This is a genomic window from Streptomyces sp. CC0208, assembly GCF_003443735.1.
In the GTDB taxonomy this organism is placed as follows: Bacteria; Actinomycetota; Actinomycetes; order Streptomycetales; family Streptomycetaceae; genus Streptomyces; species Streptomyces sviceus.
Genome location: NZ_CP031969.1, coordinates 693385 through 707129 on the forward strand (window position 1 = coordinate 693385; position 13745 = coordinate 707129).

The following is a 13745-nucleotide window of genomic DNA, read 5'->3' on the forward strand; positions in this document are numbered from 1 at the left end:
GGAGGTGACGACGGGCTCGTGCGGGACGGGTAGGAGTCGGAGGAAGCATCGCACCGGCCATGACCGTGACCTGGGCTCGGGTGCTCGGCTGACACGTCCGAAGGAGGTCCGCGATGGCAGACACCGGAGGCCGTCACGTCCCGCCAGGGCTGCGCACGCTGTCGGTGTACCGGCGCGAGTGGCTGGTCAAGGACGTCGTGGCGGGCGTCGTCCTCACCACGCTGCTGGTCCCGCAGGGCATGGCCTACGCGGAACTGGCCGGGCTACCCGCCATCACGGGGCTGTACACGTCGGTGCTCTGCCTTCTGGCGTACGCGGTCTTCGGGCCCTCGCGGATCCTGGTGCTCGGCCCCGACTCCTCGCTCGGCCCGATGATCGCGGCGACGATCCTGCCGCTGATCGCCTCCGACGGGGACAGCGGGCGGGCGGTGGCGCTCGCCTCGATGCTCTCCCTGATGGTCGGCGCCATCACGATCCTGGCCGGGGTGTGCCGGCTGGGCTTCATCGCCGACCTCATCTCCAAGCCCACCATGATCGGCTACATGAACGGGCTGGCGCTGACCATCCTGATCGGGCAGCTGCCGAAGCTGTTCGGCTTCAAGACGGACGCCGACGGCCTCGTCGCCGAGGTGCGCGCCTTCGTCCGGGGGCTGGCCGACGGCAAGGCGGTGGGGGCCTCGGTGACGGTCGGAGTGGCGGGGATCGTCCTGATCCTGGTGCTTCAGCGGTGGCTGCCCAAGGTGCCCGCGGTCCTGGTCATGGTGGTGCTCGCGATCGCCGCAACCTCGGCCTTCGACCTGGGCCGGCACGGGGTCAGCCTGGTCGGCGAACTCCCTCGGGGGTTCCCGCCGTTGAGCCTGCCCCACGTGCACTGGGGCGACTTCGGCCCGCTGTGCGCCGGAGCGCTCGGCATCGCCCTGGTGTCCCTCGCCGACACCATCTCCAACGCCTCCGCTTTCGCCGCACGCACCGGCCAGGAGGTGCGCGGCAACGAGGAGATGACGGCGATCGGAGCGGCCAACGTGGCGGCCGGGCTGTTCCAGGGGTTCCCCGTGAGCACCAGCGGCTCACGGACGGCGGTGGCCGAACGGGCGGGCGCCAGGAGTCAGTTGACGGGAATCGTCGGCGCGGGCCTGATCGTGCTGATGCTCGTTCTGCTGCCCGGGCTCTTCCGCAACCTGCCACAGCCGGCCCTCGCGGCCGTCGTCATCACGGCCTCGCTCTCTCTGGCCGACATCGCAGGCACGCGACGCCTGTGGCACCAGCGCAAGGCGGAGTTCCTGCTGTCGATCACTGCCTTCCTCGGGGTGGCGCTGCTCGGCGTGCTGCCGGGCATCGCGGTCGCCGTCGGCCTGTCGATCCTGAACGTCTTCAGGCGGGCCTGGTGGCCGTACAACACCGTGCTGGGCCGGGTGCCGGGACTGCCCGGCTATCACGACGTCCGCTCCTACCCTGAGGCCGAGCAGCTGCCGGGCCTGGTGATCCACCGCTTCGACGGGCCCCTGTTCTTCGCCAACGCCAAGGCCTTCCGCAACCACATCATGCGGCTGACCCGCTGCGAGCCGCCGCCGGTGTGGGTGCTGCTGGCGGCCGAGCCGATGACGGACGTGGACACCACGGCGGCCGACGAGCTCGAGGAGCTCGACGAGGCACTGAACGAGCGAGGGATGAGCCTGGTGTTCGCCGAACTGAAGGATCCGGTGCGGCACAAGATCGAGCGCTATGAACTGACCCGCACCATCGATCCGGCCCACTTCTACCCGACGCTGGAGGCCGCGGTCGCCGCATACCGCGCGCAGACCGGCGCTCGGTGGCCACCGGCCGCGGAACGGTCCCCGGCGGAGACCGCCCTGGAGAAACCGCCGAGCGGCTAGGGCGTCCCGGAGGGGCCCGGCCGGCGAGCCGGCGGTCGGCACCGACGGTGGTGGACTTCCTGGACAGGTGTCCCGCTATAGTGGACACCTGTCCACGAAGTAAGGGAAGCTGATGGAGATCCTCGCGAACGTGCTGGTCGGCCTGGTGGCGGCGCTGCACGTGTACATCCTGGTGATGGAGATGTTCCTGTGGCAGAAGAAGCCGGGGATGTCCTTCCACGGGTTCGACCGGGAGATGGCCAGGGCCACCGCACCGATGGCCGCCAATCAGGGCCTGTACAACGGCTTCCTCGCGGCGGGGCTGGTGTGGGGGCTCGTCGCCGGGGATCCGACCGGGTTCCGGGCTCAGGTGTTCTTCCTGGTGTGCGTCATCGTCGCCGGTGTGTACGGCGCCGTCACCGCCAACGTCCGGATCCTCGCCGCGCAGGCCCTGCCGGGCGCGCTCGCCCTGGCCGCCGTCCTCGTCGCGCGGTGAACCGCCCCGCCCCCGAGGACCCGCGGGCGGCCCGCACCCGGGCGCGGCTGCGGGAGGCCCTGCTCGCGGAGTGCGCCGAGCGGCCGCTGGAGGAGGTCGGCGTGGCCGCCCTGGTGCGGCGGGCCGGGGTCGGCCGGGCCACCTTCTACGTGCACTACGACGGCCTGGAGGCGCTCGCCGTCGACGCCTGTGCGGACGTCGTACGGGACGCCGTGGAGGCGCTGCACGCCTGGCGCGGGCGGCCCGACCCGGTGCACGCGCCGCCCGCGCTCGCGGAGTTCTTCACCTCGCTCACCCCGCATGCCGCCCTGTACCGGTCCCTGCTCGCCCCGGGCGGCGGTGGACCGTTGGGCAGGGTGCTGCACCGGGATCTGCGGGCCTACAGTCTGCGGGAGCGCGAGCTCGCGGGTGCCGCCGACGCCCCCCTGGTCGCCTCCGCGGTCGCGGCCACCTTCGCCGGCGTCCTCGCCGACTGGCTGCACGGCCTGCTCGACGCCTCCGCGGCGGACATCTCCGACCAGGTCTGGCAGTTGCTGGTCGCGCTGCACGCCAGCCGGTGAACTCGCCTCACTTGCAGGCCACCTGCTCCTTGAGCAGGGGCCAGGCCTCGACGCCGCCGGGGGTGCGGAGGTACGCCGTCCCGCGGTCGCCGGTCAGCCACAACTCCTGGTCCTGATAGCGGTATCCGGTGTCCCGGGCGTTCACCGGCACGGTGACCGAGTCGTCGTAGGGCGCGGTGAGCATGCCGGGTTCGAGCAGGCCCTCCGGGTCACGGGCGTACCTGCGGCCACCGAGGTCGAGGAAGTGCACCTGCCGCCAGCCGCAGTGGTCGTCCCCCGCGCCGCTGCTCACCTCGCCGGTCGGCACCCGCCGGCCCGCGCGGTCGGTCCAGATCTCGTAGCCGTGGGAGGCGGTCCACGCGGCCGGGAGTTCGGACGGGTCACAGGAGGCGCTGGTCTCCGGGCCCCAACCGGGCCTGTCCCGCTGGTCCTTGGCGACCACGACCGCCACCTTGGTCCGGCCGCCGACGTCGTAGGAGTACAGTACGCGGTCCGCCTCCCGGCGCTCGACTCGGTAGCCGGAGCGGGGCTCGCCCGGGTCGAACAGGTCGAAGTACAGCTTCAGCCCCTCCTCCGGGCTGTCCCCGCCGTCGTCGCTGCTCCAGCCGTCGGGGCCGTTGCCGTTGTAGATCTCCCCGGTGCACTCCAGGGCCCGGCCGGCGGCCCCCGAGGCGAGCCGCAGCGCCCGCGGTGTGTGCTCGTCCAGTTCTTTCGTGGGGACGTTCATCGGCCCGTCGTAGGCCGTGACCGGTGCGGTGCCCTCGACCACCACGCCCTCTCCGGACTCGCACCCCACGACCGTCATGGACACGGCCGCCAGCACCGCCCACAGCCCTCTGCGCATTCCCGCCCCCTGTACACCGTCCGCCGTCATGATCCTTCGACGCCGGGGATGCTGGGAACGTTCAGCGCGCCGCCGTCTGGAACGTGCGCCGGTACACCTGCGGTGACACCCCGATCGCCGCGTGCAGGTGCTGGCGCAGGGACGCGCCCGTGGCGAAGCCGACGCGGCCGGCGATCTGGTCGACCGACAGATCGCTGGACTCCAGGAGGTGCCGGGCCCGGGCCACGCGCTGCTGGATCAGCCAGCGGCCGGGGCTGAGGCCGACCTCCTCGTTGAAGCGGCGGGCGAAGGTGCGCAGGCTCATCCGGGCGTGGGCGGCGAGGTCGGCCAGGGCCAGGGGCTCGTCGAGGCGTTCCAGGGCCCAGAGCCGGGTCGCGGCGGTGCTCGCGGCACCCTGCTCGGGCACCGGCTGGGCGATGTACTGGGCCTGGCCGCCGTCCCGGAACGGCGGGACGACACAGCAGCGGGCCACCCAGTTGGCGAGTTCCCCGCCGTGGTCCGTGCGGACGATGTGCAGGCACACGTCGACGCCGGAGGCCGCCCCGGCCGAGGTGAGGATCGGGCCGTCCTCCACGAAAAGCACGTCCGGGTCGAGGTCGACATGCGGGAACATACGCCGGAACCGGTCGGCGAGGGACCAGTGGGTGGTCGCCCTGCGGCCGTCCAGCAGCCCCGCGGCCGCGAGCACGAAGGCACCCGTGCAGATGGAGACGATGCGCGCGCCGGGCCGGACGAACGCCAGGGCCGCACGGACGGCGTCCGTCATTTCTCCGCTCACCTGGCCCGAGTCGACGGGGGCGATCACCACGGTGTCGGCGGTGCCGAGGAGCTCGGGGCCGTGTTCGACGCCGATGGTGAAGTCCGCGTTGGTGCGCACCGGTCGACCGTCCACGGAACAGGTCAGCACCTCGTACCGGCCGTCGGCGGCGTTGAAGATCCGGGCCGGGATACCCAGCTCGAAGGGATAGACGCCGTCCAGCGCCAGGACCACTACTCGTTCCACACGTGCCATGGCACGATCCTATCGAAGCTTGGCAATCGTGCCATTTCCCGGACGGGCGGGGCCGGGCAGGCTGGACCACCATGACCACTGTGAACACCATGCGAGCCATCAGCCAGGACACCCTCGGCGGTCCCGAGGTCCTCAAGGAGATCGAGGTCGAACGCCCCGCGCCGCGACCGAACCAGGTACTGGTCCGGGTGCGGGCGGCCGGCCTGAACCCGACCGACTGGAAGCACCGCGCCACCGGCGGCTTCCTCGGCGAGCCGCCGTTCGTCCTCGGCTGGGACGTCTCCGGCGTCGTCGAGACGGTCGGCATCGGCGTCGCCACCTTCAAGCCCGGCGACGAGGTGTTCGGCATGCTGCCGTACCCGTGGGGACACGGTTCGCACGCCGAGTACGTGATCGCGCCGGTACGGGCCCTCACCCACAAGCCTGCCTCGATCGACCACATCCAGGCGGGCGCGCTGCCCCTCGTGTCGCTGACCGCGTGGCAGGCGCTGGTCGAGAACGCCGAACTGCGGCCCGGACAGCGCGTGTTGATCCACGCGGCGGCCGGCGGGGTGGGTCATGTGGCCGTGCAGATCGCCAAGGCGCGGGGCGCGTACGTGATCGGCACCGCGAGCGCGGGCAAGCACGACTTCCTGCGCGAACTGGGCGCGGACGAGGTGATCGACTACCGGGAGACGGACTTCACCGAGGCGGTGAAGGACGTGGACGTGGTGCTGGACACGCTCGGCGGCGACACGTCCGTGGATTCGCTGCGGGTGCTGCGGCCGGGCGGGATCGTGGTGTCGATCCTGCCGGTCGGCTCGGACGAGTTCGACAAGGAGGCCGAGCGGCTCGGCGTCAGGGCCCTGCGGATGCTCGTGGACGCGGACCGCGCCGGGATGAACGCGATCGCGGACCTGGTGGAGAAGGGTGAGCTGCGGCCCACGATCGCGGGGACCTTCCCGCTGGCCGATGCCGCCGAGGCTCACAAGCTCGGCGACACCGGCCGTACCACCGGAAAGCTGGTCCTGGTGGTCGACTGACCGCTCAGAACGTCAGCACGGGCTTGATCGCCTTGCCCGCGCCCATGTCCCGTACCGCCTGGTCGATGTCCGCGAACGGATAGGTGCTGATCAGGCGGTGCAGCGGGAGCCTCCCCTCCTTCACCAGACGGACCAGGGCGGGGATGAAGCTCTGCGTCTCGGCGTCGCCGAGGGTGAGTCCGACCACCCGCTTGCCGCCGAGCAGCCCGTTGACGTCGAGGGAGACCTCGGTGCCGAACGGCGGGGCGCCGACGACGACCAGCGTGCCGCGCGCGCCGAGCGCGTCGACGCCCTGGCGCAGGACGGCCACGTTGCCCGTGGTCTCCACGATGCCGTCCGCGCCCTGGCCGCCGGTGATCGCCGCAAGAGCCTCGCCGAGGTTCTCCGCAGCCGCGTCGACCGTGTGGGTGGCACCCAACTCCTTTGCCAGGCTGAGGCGTTCGCCGACGCGGTCGACGGCGACGATCGTCGTGGCGGGGGTGAGGGCGGCGGCCATGACCGCGGAGAGGCCGACCGCTCCGGCGCCGAGCACGACGATCGTGGAACCGGTGACCGGCTTCAGTACGTTCCACACGGCGCCGACGCCGGTCTGCACTCCGCAGCCGAGCGGGGCGATGGACTCCAGCGGCACGTCCGGGTCCACCTTGACGAGGCTGCGCTCGTCGACCAGGGCGCGCTCGGCGAAGGAGGACTGGCCGAAGAAGTGCCCGCCGAGGGGTTCGCCGTCCCGGCTGATGGTGCTGGTGCCGTCGGCGCGGCGGCCGCCGATGAGGTTCAGCGGCAGCCACCCGGCGCAGTAGGCGGGGTGCCCGCCGTCGCAGTTGCGGCAGTCGCCGCAGGAGGTGAAGGACAGCACGACATGGTCGCCGGGAGCCACACCGGTGACGGCGGAGCCGACGGCCTCGACGACTCCCGCGCCCTCGTGCCCCAGGACTCCGGGCAGCGGGAAGGGCAGTCCGCCGCTCGCCACGCCGAGGTCGGTGTGACACAGGCCGGTGGCGACCATCCGGACGAGCGCCTCATGGGGTCCGGGCTCGTCGAGGGTGACGTCGGAGAGGGTGAAGGGGGCGCCGCCGGACTCGACCACTGCGGCACGGGTGGTGATGGACATCGTACGAACTCCTCTGCGGGCGCTCAGTCGAGCGAGACGACGACGGACTTGACCTTGGTGTAGGCGTCGAGCGCCTCGGGGCCGTACTCGCGGCCGTAGCCGGAGTCCTTGACCCCGCCGAAGGGCACCGCGGGGTCGAGCATCGCCCAGTCGTTGATCCAGACGATGCCCGCCTGGAGGCGGTCGGCGACCCGGTGCGCACGGGCGAGGTTGGTGGTCTGGACGCCCGAAGCCAGGCCGTAGGGCGTGGAGTTGGCGAGCGCGACGGCCTCGTCCTCGGTGTCGAAGGGCTGCACGGTCAGGACCGGACCGAAGATCTCCTCCTGCACGACCCGGGAGTCGTTGGAGAGGTCGGCGATCACCGTGGGCTGGTAGTAGAAGCCGCCGTCGAGGTCGAGGCGTTCACCGCCGCAGACGATCCGGCCGCCCTCCTTGCGCGCCAGGTCGACGTACTCCTCGACCTTCTTCAGGTGCTTCTCCCCCGCCATCGGACCGACGACGGTGCCGGGGTCGCGCGGGTCGCCGACCGGTACGCCGGGCACGGCGTCGGCGAGGATGCCGAGCAGCGTGCTGTGGACCGAGCGGGCCACGAGCAGGCGCGGCCCGCCCATGCAGAACTGGCCGGTGTTGAAGACGAACGCCTTGATGATCGCGCCGACCGCCTTCTCCAGGTCGGCGTCCTCGAAGACGATGTTGGCCGCGTTGCCGCCGAGTTCCATGGTGACGGGCTTGAGGGCCTCACCGGCGGTGGCGGCCACGTGCCGGCCGATCGCGGTGGAGCCGGTGAAGGCGACCTTGTCGACCCCGTGGTGGCGCAGCAGGGCCTCGCCGGCCACCGGTCCGGTGCCGGTGACCACGTTGACGACCCCGTCCGGGACGCCGGCCCGCTGGAGCAGTGCGGCCATGTAAAGGGCGCTGAGCGGCGTCTCGTCGGCCGGCTTGTGCACGACCGTGTTGCCGGCGGCGAGCGCGGGGCCGATCTTGGAACCGGCGAGGATCAGCGGGAAGTTGAACGGGGTGATCGCGGCGACCACACCGAGCGGCTCGCGCTTGGTGTAGGCGAGGGCGTTCATGGGCGTGTTGCGGACGGCGCCGTCCAGGGAGTGGGCGAGGGCCGCGAAGTACTCGTAGTCGTTGGCCGCGTTGGTCACGTCCACGGCGTGGCACAGCGAGATCGGCTTGCCGACGTCCAGGCTCTCCAGCTGGGCGAGTTCGTCGGCGTTCTCGCGGATCAGCTCGGCGACCCGGTGCAGGATCCGGCCCCGTTCGCGACCGCTGAGGCCGGACCACGCGCCGCCGTCGAAGGCATCCCGGGCGGCGCGGACGGCCGCGTCGACGTCGGTGGCGCCGGCCTCCGCGACGGTGGTGACGACCACGCCCCGGGACGGGTCGAGAACCTCGGTGCGCGCGCCGTCGGCGGCCTCACGCCACTGGCCGCCCACAAACAGCCGTCCGGGTTCGATCTCGATGGGGGACATCGCCGCTCCTCAGCATCGTCGCCAAGATTTCAACCAACAGGAATCCTGTTGGTTCGCAGTCTCTTCACAGGCAGGTTTCCTGTCAATGCTCTAGCCTGAACCCATGCTCGACACACAGGTGACCAAGGCGCCCCCGTCGCTCCTCTACATGGTGAAACAGGTGGAGCTCGTCGTCCGTTCCCATCTGGACGAGCTGGTCAGGCCGTCAGGGATCACGGCCCTGCAGTACACAGCCCTCACCGTCCTCGAGCGGCACGACGGGTTGTCGGCGGCGCAGCTGGCGCGGGACTCGTTCGTCACCGCCCAGTCGATCGCCGACCTCGTGCGCTCCCTGGAGACCCGCGGACTGGTGCGCCGGGAGCGCAATCCGAGGAACCGCCGCGAGCTGCTGATCCTGCTGACCGAGGAGGGACGCGCGCTGCTCGCGCAGCACGCGGGCCCCGTGCGGGAACTGGAGGAACGGATGGTGCGGGACCTCACCGCGCACCAGACCGAGCAGTTCCGTCAAGCGCTGACCAGGGCCTGGCACGCCCTGTCGTGAGCCGGGCGCGAGCCCCGCGTGAACCCGGCGCGAACCGACGGTCGCAATTCGAAGACATATGTCAATCGAACATGCTCAAATTCACTCCATCGAGGGTAACTTGCAGAGCGGGGAAAGGATTTGCATGCCCCCGGGGCACGGTGACCTGCACCCCGTGCCACCTGTACAGCCGGTTGGAGGCGATGTCGTCGTGCAGCAGGAACCTGCGCCGCTGTCCCGGCATCTGCGCGTCCACGAGGAGCGCGGTCACACCGTGCTGGAGTTCCACGGGGAGATCGACATAGCCGCTGCCGTCGAGCTCCTGCCCTTCCTGGACCGGGTCACGGGGCAACCCGACGCGCGGCTGGTGATCGACCTCAGTGCCGTGGAGTTCTTCGACTGCTCCGGGCTGCGGCTGCTGTACCGGGCCCGCTCCCGGGTGCTCGCCAACAACGGACGGCTTCTCCTGGTCTGCACCCACCCGCTCACCCTGCGGGTCATCCGGGTGACCGGCCTTTCCCGGCTGCTGCCCCCGCTGCCGTCGCTGGACGCGGCCCTGAGCCGGCCCGAGGCCACGTCGGAGACGTTATGACCGTGCGCTATTCGTTCCGCGGCGCGTCGAACAGGGCGCTGACGGACTCGCCGTTGTGAATGCGGCGCACGGCCTCGGCGAGCGCGGGGGCGATGGACAGGATCCGCAGCTTGTCGGTGCGTTCCTCGACGGGGACCGGCACCGTGTTGGTGCACACGATCTCCAGGACGTCGGGCTGCTCGCCGATCCGCTTGAGGGCCCCGTCGGCGAACAGCCCGTGCGTGCAGGCGACCCGGATGGAACGCGGGCCCAACTCCCGTAGGCGGTCCAGCAGTTCCAGGACCGTGCTGCCCTTGGCGATCTCGTCGTCCAGCACGATGACGTCCCGGCCCGCGACCTCGCCGATGACGTCGCTGATGCTGACCCGGTCGTCGGCGAAGCGCTGCTTGGCGCCCGCGGCCACCTGGGCGCCGATCAGCCGGGCGAAGGCGGCCGCCTCCTTGGCGTTGCCGAGGTCCGGGGAGACGACGGTGGTGCGCGAGAGGTCGTACTGCCGGAAGTGCGCGGCCAGCTCGCGCAGGGCGTGCAGGTGGTCGACAGGCACCGAGAAGAAGCCGTGCACCTGCGGGGAGTGCAGGGTCATGGCGAGGACGCGGCCGGCTCCGGCCGCCACCATCAGGTCGGCAACGAGCCGCCCGCCGAGGGAGATACGCGGCTCGTCCTTCTTGTCGGAGCGGGCGTAGGAGTAGTGCGGCATGACGACGGTGATCCGGCGCGCGGAGGCCCCACGGGCCGCGTCGCACATCAGCAGCAGCTCCACCAAGTGCTCCTGCACGGGCCTGACCAGCGGCTGGACGAGGAAGACGTCCCGCTCCCGGCAATTGGCCTGGAGCTGAACCTCCAGGCAGTCGTTGGCGAACCGGCTGACCCGGGTGGGGCTGAGCGGCACACCGAGATGCGCGCAGACCTCCGCCGCCAGCTCGGGGTGGGCGCTACCGCTGAACACGGCGATGTCTCGCACGGACCTGCTCCTAGGATGATCATCTCGGGTTGCCCGGCTCATGCTACTGGCCGCCCCGCCGGCCGCCCGGCGGCAGAAATTCGGTTGCGCCGGCCGGGCCCGCGGACGCCATCATGGCCAGGTCCGAGTTCCCTCCTGTCAGGATGCCTCGCATGCGCCGACTCCTCGAATCGACCCAGTGCCCCCTTCGGCCCACGGTTCTCGAGGACTCGACCCCGTATGCACACCCTGAACATCGGAATTCTGGCCCACGTCGACGCCGGTAAGACCAGTCTCACCGAGCGGCTTCTGTTCGACCACGGCGCGATCGACCGGCTCGGCAGCGTCGACACCGGTGACACCCGCACGGACGACGGCGCGATCGAGCGGCAGCGCGGGATCACCATCCGCTCCGCGGTCGCCTCGTTCACCGTGGGTGACACCCGGATCAACCTCATCGACACCCCCGGCCACTCGGACTTCGTCGCCGAGGTCGAGCGCGCCCTGGAGGTCCTCGACGGGGCGGTGCTGCTGCTGTCCGCCGTGGAGGGCGTCCAGGCGCAGACCCGGGTGCTGATGCGGACCCTGCGCAGGCTGCGGCTGCCCACCCTGATCTTCGTCAACAAGATCGACCGGGCCGGTGCCCGCCACGAGGGCCTGCTCGCCGACGTCCGGCGCAGGCTGACGCCCCACGTCGCCCCGCTCACGGAGGTCACGGGCATCGGCACGACCGGCGCCGGGGTGACCGCCCTGCCCGAGGACAGCCGGCTGGCCGAGGCCCTGGCCGAGGTCGACCAGGACATCCTGGCCGCGGTCGTGGACGGCCCCCAGCCCACCCCGGACGACCTGCGCACGAGCCTCGCCGCCCGCACCGCAGACGGCTCCTTCCATCCGGTGTTCTTCGGCTCGGCTCTCGGCGGCCAGGGGGTGGCCCACCTGGTGCAGGGCGTGACCCGGCTGATCCCGGCCGGGCCCGCGACACCGGAAGGCGAACCGCGCGGCACGGTGTTCGCCGTACGCCCCGGACCCGGCGGGGAGCGCACGGCGTATCTGCGGCTGTACGACGGCCAGGTGACCGAGCGCCGGCGGCTGACATTTCTGCGGCGCGAGGCCGACGGCGCGACGAGCCGGGTCCACGGGCGGGTGACCCGCCTGAGCGGACCGCTCACCGCCGGCACCATCGCGGCACTGACGTTCTCCTCCGGCCTCCGCGTGGGCGATCGCCTCGGTGAACTGACGGACCGCGCACCGCAGTTCTCTCCCCCGACCCTCCAGACACTGGTCACCGCCCGCCACCCCGACCAGGCGGCCCCGCTGCGCTCGGCCCTGCTGACCCTCGCCGACCAGGACCCCCTGATCCACGCGCGCCCCGCGCCCGGAGGCGGCACCTCGCTGCTCCTCTACGGCGAGGTCCAGATGGAGGTGCTCGCGGCGACCCTCGCCCAGGACTTCGGTGTCGAGGCCGACTTCGAGCCCGGCCGGGTGCGGCACCTGGAGCGTCCGCGCGGCACGGGGGAGGCCTGCGAGGAGAATCCCTGGCATCTCGGGACCCGTTACTGGGCGACGATCGGACTGCGGGTCGAGCCGGGCGAGCGTGGTTCGGGCGGGGTGTTCGCGTACGAGACCGAACTCGGCGCACTCCCCCGGGCGTTCCACCAGGCCGTCGAGGAGACGGTCCACGCGAGCATGCGGACCGGGTTGACGGGTGCGACCGTGACGGACTACCGGGTCGTCCTCGTCCGCTCCGGTTTCGTGGGACCGCTCAGTACCGCCGCCGACTTCCGGGGGCTCACGCCGATCGTGCTGCGCCGGGCCCTGGAGCGGGCCGGAACACGGCTGTTCGAGCCGTTCCACGCGTTCGAGGCGGAGATCCCCCTCGACGCGCTGGCCCCGGTGACCGCGCAACTGGCTTCAGCGGGGGCGGAGTTCACGGGCACGACCGGAGGCACCACCGCATGGCTGATCACCGGGGAACTCCCGGCCCGGCGGGTGCGCGAGGTCGAACTGCGGCTGCCCGGGCTCACGCACGGTGAGGGGGTGTGGTGGTCCAGGCCCTCGGGCGACCGGGAACTCAAGCCCCACTAGGAGTGCTCACCAGGAGACCGGCAGCCGCCGCGGACCCCGAGTCATCTGTCCCTCCCGCCAGTCGATCGTCTCCGACGTGAACTCGGCCCGCAGGCCCGGGAACCGGACCGCCAGCCGGTGCAGGGCCAGGCCCAGTTCCAGGCGGGCCAGCCACGCGCCCAGGCAGTGGTGGGGGCCGGCGCCGAAGACCACGCTCGGTGTCGTCAGCGGGGCGAACAGGTCGGTCTCCTCGGGCCGCGGGAAGACGTCCGGGTCCCTGTTCGCCGCGTTGGTCTGGACGGCGACCACCGCCCCGGCCGGAATCGTCACCCCGCCGACCTCGGCCTCCTCGACCGCCCGGCGGATCAGGCCGGGCAGCACCCGGCCCTCGCTCAGCGGGATCGTCCGCAGGAGCTGTTCGACGGCGGTCTCGGCGGCCTCCTGGCTCTCGGCGAGACCGGGCCAGGCGTGGCGGCCGTCGGTGAGGAGATGGACGACGATGTTGCCGAGGGCCGTCATCGTCGTCTCGTGTCCGGCGACGACCAGGCCGAGGACCAGGACGACCAGGCGCGGCTCCTCGATGCCGAGGCCGTCACCCGCGACGACCAGGGCGCTCACCAGGTCCTCGCCCGGCTCCTTGCGCCGCTCGGCGATCAGTTCCGCGCAGAACAGGCCGAACTCCCGCATGGCCGCGCCGACTTCCTCGGCGGTGTGCGCGCCGCCGGACAGGGCGTGGTCGGCCCAGTCGCGGATGCGCTCCCAGTCGGCGTGTTCCAGCCCCATCAGCCGGGAGATCACCGAGACCGGCAGGCGGCGGGTGAACGCCTCGACGACGTCGGCGGGCTGCGGCTGCCGGGCCAGGTCGTCGAGGAGGGTCTCCACCACGGAGGCGGTCCAGGGCCGCCAGCGGGCGATGGCGCGCGGGGTGAAGGCCCGCTGGACCGTGCCCCGCAGCAGTTGGTGGGGCGGTCCGTCCTGGTTGAGGAGGCCGTCCGGGGAGTCCAGCAGGTTCGGCACCAGGAGCAGCGGCGGGGCGTCCTCGTCCCGGAGCGACTTCCTGTCGAAGCGGGGGTCCATGAGCACCTGGCGCACGTCGGAGTAGCGGGTGACGAGCCAGACCGGGGTGCCGGTGGCCAGGCTGGTGAGCCGGGGCGGGCCGTTCTCGGGCAGGGGGATGCGGTGCATGGGACGAAGGGTCCGGGCCGTACTGTCTGTGCTCATCCGGGTCTCCAGACACGCCGGTACGCAGAGTT

At 71.8% G+C, this 13745-nt stretch carries 13 protein-coding genes; 7 read left to right on the forward strand and 6 right to left on the reverse strand.

The window, feature by feature from the left end; genetic code table 11:
• Positions 1-113: 113 nt before the first annotated feature.
• The 3 genes from sulP (at position 114) to D1369_RS03220 (ending at position 2909) form a co-directional block, all read left to right on the forward strand.
• Complete coding sequence (gene sulP, locus D1369_RS03210) at positions 114-1874, forward strand: sulfate permease (RefSeq protein WP_007386579.1); 1761 nt, start codon at positions 114-116, stop codon at positions 1872-1874.
• Positions 1875-1986: 112 nt separating this feature from the next.
• Positions 1987-2349: a DUF1304 domain-containing protein gene (locus D1369_RS03215; RefSeq protein ID WP_118082239.1), complete on the forward strand. Its 363-nt coding sequence runs from the start codon at positions 1987-1989 to the stop codon at positions 2347-2349.
• Positions 2346-2909: a TetR/AcrR family transcriptional regulator gene (locus D1369_RS03220; protein ID WP_118082240.1), complete on the forward strand. Its 564-nt coding sequence runs from the start codon at positions 2346-2348 to the stop codon at positions 2907-2909. Before D1369_RS03215 ends, D1369_RS03220 begins: the two co-directional genes overlap by 4 nt.
• 7 nt (positions 2910-2916) lie before the next feature.
• Here D1369_RS03220 and D1369_RS03225 read toward each other — a convergent pair whose 3' ends face one another.
• The gene (locus tag D1369_RS03225; RefSeq protein WP_118082241.1) at positions 2917-3753 is read right to left on the reverse strand and encodes a hypothetical protein; all 837 of its coding nucleotides are present in this window, start codon (positions 3751-3753) and stop codon (positions 2917-2919) included.
• 61 nt (positions 3754-3814) lie between these two features.
• Positions 3815-4765 carry a helix-turn-helix domain-containing protein gene (locus tag D1369_RS03230; protein WP_007386577.1) on the reverse strand — a complete coding sequence of 317 codons (951 nt, stop codon included), beginning with the start codon at positions 4763-4765 and terminating at the stop codon, positions 3815-3817.
• Positions 4766-4836: 71 nt separating this feature from the next.
• On the opposite strand from D1369_RS03230, the gene D1369_RS03235 reads away from it, so the two are divergent.
• On the forward strand, positions 4837-5787 hold the full coding sequence (locus tag D1369_RS03235) for an NADP-dependent oxidoreductase (protein ID WP_007386576.1): 951 nt from the start codon (positions 4837-4839) through the stop codon (positions 5785-5787).
• Between the two features lie 4 nt (positions 5788-5791).
• On the opposite strand, the gene D1369_RS03240 is transcribed toward D1369_RS03235, so the two are convergent.
• Together D1369_RS03240 and D1369_RS03245 are read right to left on the reverse strand one after the other, a co-directional pair.
• Positions 5792-6898 carry an NAD(P)-dependent alcohol dehydrogenase gene (locus tag D1369_RS03240; protein ID WP_118082242.1) on the reverse strand — a complete coding sequence of 369 codons (1107 nt, stop codon included), beginning with the start codon at positions 6896-6898 and terminating at the stop codon, positions 5792-5794.
• A 23-nt stretch (positions 6899-6921) separates the two neighbouring features.
• A complete protein-coding gene (locus D1369_RS03245; RefSeq protein WP_007386574.1) occupies positions 6922-8376 on the reverse strand; it encodes an aldehyde dehydrogenase family protein in 1455 nt (484 codons plus the stop codon).
• A gap of 103 nt (positions 8377-8479) precedes the next feature.
• On the opposite strand from D1369_RS03245, the gene D1369_RS03250 reads away from it, so the two are divergent.
• Both D1369_RS03250 and D1369_RS03255 read left to right on the forward strand, forming a co-directional pair.
• Positions 8480-8917: a MarR family transcriptional regulator gene (locus D1369_RS03250; RefSeq protein ID WP_007386573.1), complete on the forward strand. Its 438-nt coding sequence runs from the start codon at positions 8480-8482 to the stop codon at positions 8915-8917.
• A 124-nt stretch (positions 8918-9041) separates the two neighbouring features.
• Positions 9042-9488 carry an anti-sigma factor antagonist gene (locus D1369_RS03255; RefSeq protein ID WP_007386572.1) on the forward strand — a complete coding sequence of 149 codons (447 nt, stop codon included), beginning with the start codon at positions 9042-9044 and terminating at the stop codon, positions 9486-9488.
• A 7-nt stretch (positions 9489-9495) separates the two neighbouring features.
• Here D1369_RS03255 and D1369_RS03260 read toward each other — a convergent pair whose 3' ends face one another.
• The gene (locus D1369_RS03260) at positions 9496-10449 is read right to left on the reverse strand and encodes a ribose-phosphate pyrophosphokinase (protein WP_007386571.1); all 954 of its coding nucleotides are present in this window, start codon (positions 10447-10449) and stop codon (positions 9496-9498) included.
• Positions 10450-10668: 219 nt separating this feature from the next.
• On the opposite strand from D1369_RS03260, the gene otr(A) reads away from it, so the two are divergent.
• On the forward strand, positions 10669-12513 hold the full coding sequence (otr(A), locus tag D1369_RS03265) for a tetracycline resistance ribosomal protection protein Otr(A) (protein ID WP_118082243.1): 1845 nt from the start codon (positions 10669-10671) through the stop codon (positions 12511-12513).
• 6 nt (positions 12514-12519) lie between these two features.
• Here the strand turns inward: otr(A) and D1369_RS03270 are convergent, their stop codons facing one another.
• Positions 12520-13713 carry a cytochrome P450 gene (locus D1369_RS03270; protein ID WP_007386568.1) on the reverse strand — a complete coding sequence of 398 codons (1194 nt, stop codon included), beginning with the start codon at positions 13711-13713 and terminating at the stop codon, positions 12520-12522.
• Positions 13714-13745: the final 32 nt, after the last annotated feature.

Excerpts from the sequence above, each read along its gene's own strand:
- sulP (WP_007386579.1), top strand. The coding sequence starts at position 114 with ATGGCAGACACCGGAGGCCGTCACGTCCCGCCAGGGCTGCGCACGCTG.
- D1369_RS03215 (WP_118082239.1), top strand. The coding sequence starts at position 1,987 with ATGGAGATCCTCGCGAACGTGCTGGTCGGCCTGGTGGCGGCGCTGCAC.
- D1369_RS03225 (WP_118082241.1), bottom strand. The coding sequence starts at position 3,753 with ATGCGCAGAGGGCTGTGGGCGGTGCTGGCGGCCGTGTCCATGACGGTC.
- D1369_RS03230 (WP_007386577.1), bottom strand. The coding sequence starts at position 4,765 with ATGGCACGTGTGGAACGAGTAGTGGTCCTGGCGCTGGACGGCGTCTAT.
- D1369_RS03235 (WP_007386576.1), top strand. The coding sequence starts at position 4,837 with ATGACCACTGTGAACACCATGCGAGCCATCAGCCAGGACACCCTCGGC.
- D1369_RS03240 (WP_118082242.1), bottom strand. The coding sequence starts at position 6,898 with ATGTCCATCACCACCCGTGCCGCAGTGGTCGAGTCCGGCGGCGCCCCC.
- D1369_RS03245 (WP_007386574.1), bottom strand. The coding sequence starts at position 8,376 with ATGTCCCCCATCGAGATCGAACCCGGACGGCTGTTTGTGGGCGGCCAG.
- D1369_RS03250 (WP_007386573.1), top strand. The coding sequence starts at position 8,480 with ATGCTCGACACACAGGTGACCAAGGCGCCCCCGTCGCTCCTCTACATG.
- D1369_RS03255 (WP_007386572.1), top strand. The coding sequence starts at position 9,042 with ATGCCCCCGGGGCACGGTGACCTGCACCCCGTGCCACCTGTACAGCCG.
- D1369_RS03270 (WP_007386568.1), bottom strand. The coding sequence starts at position 13,713 with ATGAGCACAGACAGTACGGCCCGGACCCTTCGTCCCATGCACCGCATC.